Source organism: Aeromonas sp. QDB11 (genome assembly GCF_027705265.1).
Taxonomy (GTDB): domain Bacteria; phylum Pseudomonadota; class Gammaproteobacteria; order Enterobacterales; family Aeromonadaceae; genus Aeromonas; species Aeromonas allosaccharophila.
On sequence record NZ_JAPDBM010000036.1, the window covers coordinates 44,946 to 49,744 of the forward strand.

Below are 4,799 nucleotides of genomic sequence, written 5' to 3' on the forward strand. Positions count from 1 at the left end.
ATGGCTGGGGTACTAGGATTCGAACCTAGGGATGGCGAGATCAAAACCCGCTGCCTTACCGCTTGGCGATACCCCAACTAGAGATGGTGGCTATGACGGGATTCGAACCTGTGACCCCCGCATTATGAGTGCGATGCTCTAACCAACTGAGCTACATAGCCAACCTTGCTTCCGATGAGTCGTTGCCTCGTCACCGTGCGGGCCGAATTATGCGTATCTGGCTCTGGGGCGTCAACCCTTTTTTTGCCAGAAAAACGCAATTTGAGTGCGTTTGACCAGTTATTGGCCTCTGTTGCGCAAAAGCCCAACAATCTGGTTTTTTTTAAGACATTGCCATCATTGCCCAAGCAATGACAGATAAAAAACAGGCCAGCAAATGCTGGCCTGTCATGGGATTAGACGTTGAACAGGAAGTTGGCCTTTAGTGAGTCTCACTGAGTGTCATGAAGGCTCACTTTTAAATTTAAGCTCTTTATTATCAATGTATTAAATGTTTTTTTGTCTCACGACGTTTCAGGTGGAATCACTGGTAGCCAGGTATTTTGTGTACGCAGTTGTGTACTCGAAATGCTATTGTGTACACAGCTTGAACAAAGGGGGCTAGGGTGGCGCTTAAGACAGATCGGGAAATCGCCAGTTTGAAGGCGGAGGATGGCCAACGGCAGGTGGTTGCTGTTGCTAGTGGGGCTGGTGGTGGGTTGTGTATCGAGGTTCGCAGTGGTGGGCGCTCTAAAACATGGCTTTACCGTTATCGTATCAATAATAAAGCCCGAAAATTCACATTGGGCTCTTACCCAGCAATGAGCTTGGCAACTGCACGGGTTGAGCACGGTAAGGCTGTGGCTTTGGTTAAGGCAGGAGAAGATCCTGCTGCTGTTGCCAAAGCATCCAAAGTGAAGCGGTCTGCCATGCCGATATTTGATGCGTTTTTTGAAGAGTGGTTGGAGTGGAAGCAAGTTGCCAAGCCTGCCCGAGCATCTACCGTTGAAGCCTACCGTCATACTCACCGACTATATATAAGCAAAGCCATTGGTAGTCTGTTACTGAAAGATGTGACGCGAGCAGTGTTGTTTGCTCACTTATCTAAGGTGCGAGGGCGCAGTATACAGGCTGCGCGAAAGGCACTGACTATCTGTGCTCAGATGCTCGACCATGCGGTAAATCTAGATCTGATAGAGTTGAATCCTGCTAGAACCATTAAGCCATCAACAATTGGGGCTGAGGCACCACCTCCTCGTCAACGCTGGCTTTGTCGTGAAGAGATTGCAGTTTTTTGGCTTGGGTTAAATGAGGGAGGCTATCATCCGGCACAGGTTAACTGCTTGCGCTTGATCTTGTTGACAGGGGCGCGACGTGGGGAGGCGACATCCATGACGTGGGATCAGATTATTGGCAATAAGTGGGTCATACCAGCCAGTAATGCTAAGAATGGCAAAGAGCATACAATAACTCTTCATCCATTGGCTCTTGATGTGATCGCCTCTCAGAGAGCTATCAGCAGAGGTAGTGCTTGGGTCTTCGAAGCCATTCGTGAACATGATGCGGGGCAAGGCCATATTGATGGAAATGCCTTACGCTGGGTACTTAATAAAGTGAGAGCACTCACTATGCCACAAAGTGAGGTATTTACCGTTCACGATTTACGCCGTACTTTTGCCAGTTGTTGTTCTGAATATTTAGATGCAAATGAAAGTGTTATTGAACTGGCACTTAATCATAGCAAACGTGATCGTCTTGTTGCCACCTACCAAGCAGGTAAAAGGGCAGAACAGGTAGCTAGATTGTTTGAGCTGTGGGGGGACTTTGTCTTTACTTTAATAAAGCCAGCGCAACACAAGCCAGTTAACGTTATTTCAGTTGATTTTCGAAGTCGTAATTAATAGCTGCGAGTTAAGCGTCTGCGACATGTTATATTGATGATTTTGACTCTTATTCTTGATAGCAATTTTATTGGATCGCTTGAATTTTTATTGTCAGGCTATTTTTTAGTTAGATGCATTCAATCCACACGTTTCCCCGGGGGATGACCCCTGATGAGACAAAGAAGGCGGACTAGCGTCCGCCTTCTTTTATTTTGTCATATTCTTCTCGAATCAGTCTTGTGACTATCTCATTTTTTCTTCTATCTGTATTTTCACAGATAAAATCTAGTTTTTTAATAATATCTTCAGATAGCACAATGCTTACTGCCTTTTTGCCATTATTTTTATCACGATAAGCTTTTTGTGACCAAGCTGATTTCATTTTTGATATTAGTAGTTCTCTTTTATCCGGATCGTCGTTCAGCAGATCGAACGTCGTAACAATTCCGTTTAAGTAGTTGTCTGGTTGGTTGTTATTGATAAACCATATAGGGTGACTGTCTTTAAATAAATAATTCCATGCCCATTGTTGATTGTTTTTATTTGCCCAGTTGAAAATGTCATTTTTGTCTGTGCTATGCATCCATTTCAATTTAAGTTGGGCCAGTAGTCTTTTTTTTTGTAAGACATTGAAATTAACTAAATCAAAAAAATCAATGATGCTTTCTTTTCTTGCTTTATTATCTTTCGGTAGTGACTCTATGTTCACTATTTCTTCGTAAAAATATTGCCCGCCTAAAGACTGCGCTTTTGTATTAAGTATGTCGCTTCTGTTTAATGATGCCGTGCCTTGCACATTTCTAAATGATGATTTGTTTAATAATCTAATATAAGACCAAACATAGATACACAGCCTGTTATTTTTAGTGTCGATCCAATCAAACAGAGAAATGTCTATACACTCATTACTAACCCAATTAATAACCCGCGCCTCGTCAATGTCGCTGTCTTGAGCTAAACCAAGACTATTGAATGAGCGTCTATTTAAAATATGTTGTTTGTCTTTATTAATAATCTCCAAGAAAATAGATTTCGCGCTTATTGGATTAATATTAATGGGTAAGCCAAGAAAATTGGATATAAATCTAATCCCTCTCTGATTTAAATTAATTGAATCTACGATCTCTGGCATATAAACCCCCTTCACTTCAGATGCATGACTTAGTCATTTAGTGAGTTTTTTTTGATGTTTAGATGTCATTTTATGAGTGATTTATGAGTGTTTTTCAATCACTTTTTGTCGATAATTTGCTTTACCTCACGTAATTTAGTGTGTGCAGATGCTTAGTACATCGGGCCTCGCTCACCTAAGCTGTGATAGAGGTTGTTGTTAGATTTTTCCCGGCATTTAGTGAGGATGCCATTTTAAATACCATGATCTCTAGCTGGGTCAATTTAACGTGGAAGTTGGATTGAGGTGATTATCCAGTCTTACAACTTGTTAGCTGCGGCGCAGAATCGTAAGAAGATCGCTTGTTCTTTCTCTTGTTACATGCCTCAGTTTCTACTTCATTCTGAAGAGCATTACTTACTTTTTTACACGAGCGCCACGTCCTATGGATGATAAAAGGAGCTCATAATGAAACTACTTAAATTGAAAGATGTCATGGCAATGACATCACTCTCTAAGGCATCTGTTTACCGTCAGATGAATGACGGTAAATTTCCAGCATCAGTCAAGATCGGCCCAAGATCTGTTGCTTGGGTTAGCTCTGAAATAGAATCGTGGATTGAAGAGAAAATAAATCTTCGCTAGGGATAATTTCTGACGAGCTATGGATTTGAATTAGCTAGTTGTTGAGGCTACAAGTCTTGTCCTATCAGGGAACAGCGTTATTTGGTTGGTTTGACATTCAATGCTTTGGTGTCGGTAATAGTAATATATCTTTTAAGTTCAACAAGGAAATACATTTTAATTCAATAGGCTCTACATTGGAGAGTACATTGGACGTCTATGGCGATGCATGTTTGAACCACTCTAAGCAATAGCCGTCGTTTATCATGACAGTTAAACTGCTCTATTTCATATTCAAAGAAAGTGCTTATCACACCTATACACAAACTACTCTGGTGATTACACCGGTTAATTGAACGTGTTTGAAATACACTGCGGCTCTATCCGCAAAATATACCCATCATTATTTAAATCTTCAATGTCCACCAACAGTCTATTGGGAGAGTTCAAATGTCTATTTCTATAGAAAAGTATGTCCTGCTTGCTCAGCAGTTCTACAAAGATCGGAACTATAGCTTTAATGTGGATAATTTAGAGAAGATCCTCTCTGTATCGGAGAGCGCTCTTAAGCATTACTCCAGAATATTTGCCTTTCGAGTTGATCTCCGTTTTCAACAAGACCCTGCTTTTGGAATGTATTTAGCACTAAAACCTGACTCGGGCTCAAGGATAATTAAAGAGTTCTTTTCAAATCTTAAATGGCTCATTGAGTGCGATGAGTCAGAACGACGTTATGAAGGCAAGAGGGTTCATTCGACTGAGATTAGATACGTTTGGGCTAAGGAGCAAACAGCCAATGCTCCCTGTCCTCACTATCACATGATGATATTTTTGAATAGGGATGCTTACTACAAATTAGGGAGCTATGAATCTGAAAGAATGAACCTTGCCAATAAAATAAGAGTGGCGTGGCACAGCGCTGTGTATGATGAAAATATCACTCTGCAAGATTGTAAAAAAATGGGATTGGTGCATTTCCCCAAGAATGCTGAGTATCTCATTGAGCGGAATGATACCGAGTCACTCAAGAAGATGTTTGTGCGGGCAGCCTATTTGGCTAAAAACGAGACAAAGCGGCGTGGACAAGGGTACCGCTGTTTCGGGGGGAGTAACCTTTGAAGGCTTAGTAACCGTTCACCGGGACGGTGTTGACAGCACCAACTCCTCCGGGAACGGGTAGTCGGTTTTCTCGATGCAGGACC

Annotated in this window: 4 protein-coding genes and 2 tRNA genes; 3 read left to right on the forward strand and 3 right to left on the reverse strand. The window is 41.8% G+C overall.

Going from position 1 to position 4,799, the window contains the following annotated elements:
- Window position 1: 1 nt before the first annotated feature.
- Both OKC40_RS13330 and OKC40_RS13335 read right to left on the reverse strand, forming a co-directional pair.
- Window positions 2-76 (reverse strand) — tRNA-Gln (locus OKC40_RS13330).
- Between the two features lie 8 nt (window positions 77-84).
- Window positions 85-161 (reverse strand) — tRNA-Met (locus tag OKC40_RS13335).
- Window positions 162-605: 444 nt separating this feature from the next.
- Between OKC40_RS13335 and OKC40_RS13340 the strand changes: the two genes are divergently transcribed.
- Window positions 606-1,880 carry a tyrosine-type recombinase/integrase gene (locus OKC40_RS13340; RefSeq protein WP_270795531.1) on the forward strand — a complete coding sequence of 425 codons (1,275 nt, stop codon included), beginning with the start codon at window positions 606-608 and terminating at the stop codon, window positions 1,878-1,880.
- A 172-nt stretch (window positions 1,881-2,052) separates the two neighbouring features.
- Here the strand turns inward: OKC40_RS13340 and OKC40_RS13345 are convergent, their stop codons facing one another.
- A complete protein-coding gene (locus OKC40_RS13345; protein ID WP_270795532.1) occupies window positions 2,053-2,994 on the reverse strand; it encodes a hypothetical protein in 942 nt (313 codons plus the stop codon).
- Window positions 2,995-3,441: 447 nt separating this feature from the next.
- On the opposite strand from OKC40_RS13345, the gene OKC40_RS13350 reads away from it, so the two are divergent.
- Both OKC40_RS13350 and OKC40_RS13355 read left to right on the forward strand, forming a co-directional pair.
- Window positions 3,442-3,618, forward strand: a complete 177-nt coding sequence (locus OKC40_RS13350) for a helix-turn-helix transcriptional regulator (RefSeq protein WP_013724060.1) — start codon at window positions 3,442-3,444, stop codon at window positions 3,616-3,618.
- A 429-nt stretch (window positions 3,619-4,047) separates the two neighbouring features.
- The gene (locus tag OKC40_RS13355) at window positions 4,048-4,716 is read left to right on the forward strand and encodes an inovirus Gp2 family protein (protein ID WP_270795534.1); all 669 of its coding nucleotides are present in this window, start codon (window positions 4,048-4,050) and stop codon (window positions 4,714-4,716) included.
- Window positions 4,717-4,799: the final 83 nt, after the last annotated feature.

Bases quoted from the DNA above. Each gene is read 5' to 3' on its own strand.
- OKC40_RS13355 (WP_270795534.1), top strand. From the start codon at position 4,048: ATGTCTATTTCTATAGAAAAGTATGTCCTGCTTGCTCAGCAGTTCTAC.
- OKC40_RS13345 (WP_270795532.1), bottom strand. From the start codon at position 2,994: ATGCCAGAGATCGTAGATTCAATTAATTTAAATCAGAGAGGGATTAGA.
- OKC40_RS13350 (WP_013724060.1), top strand. From the start codon at position 3,442: ATGAAACTACTTAAATTGAAAGATGTCATGGCAATGACATCACTCTCT.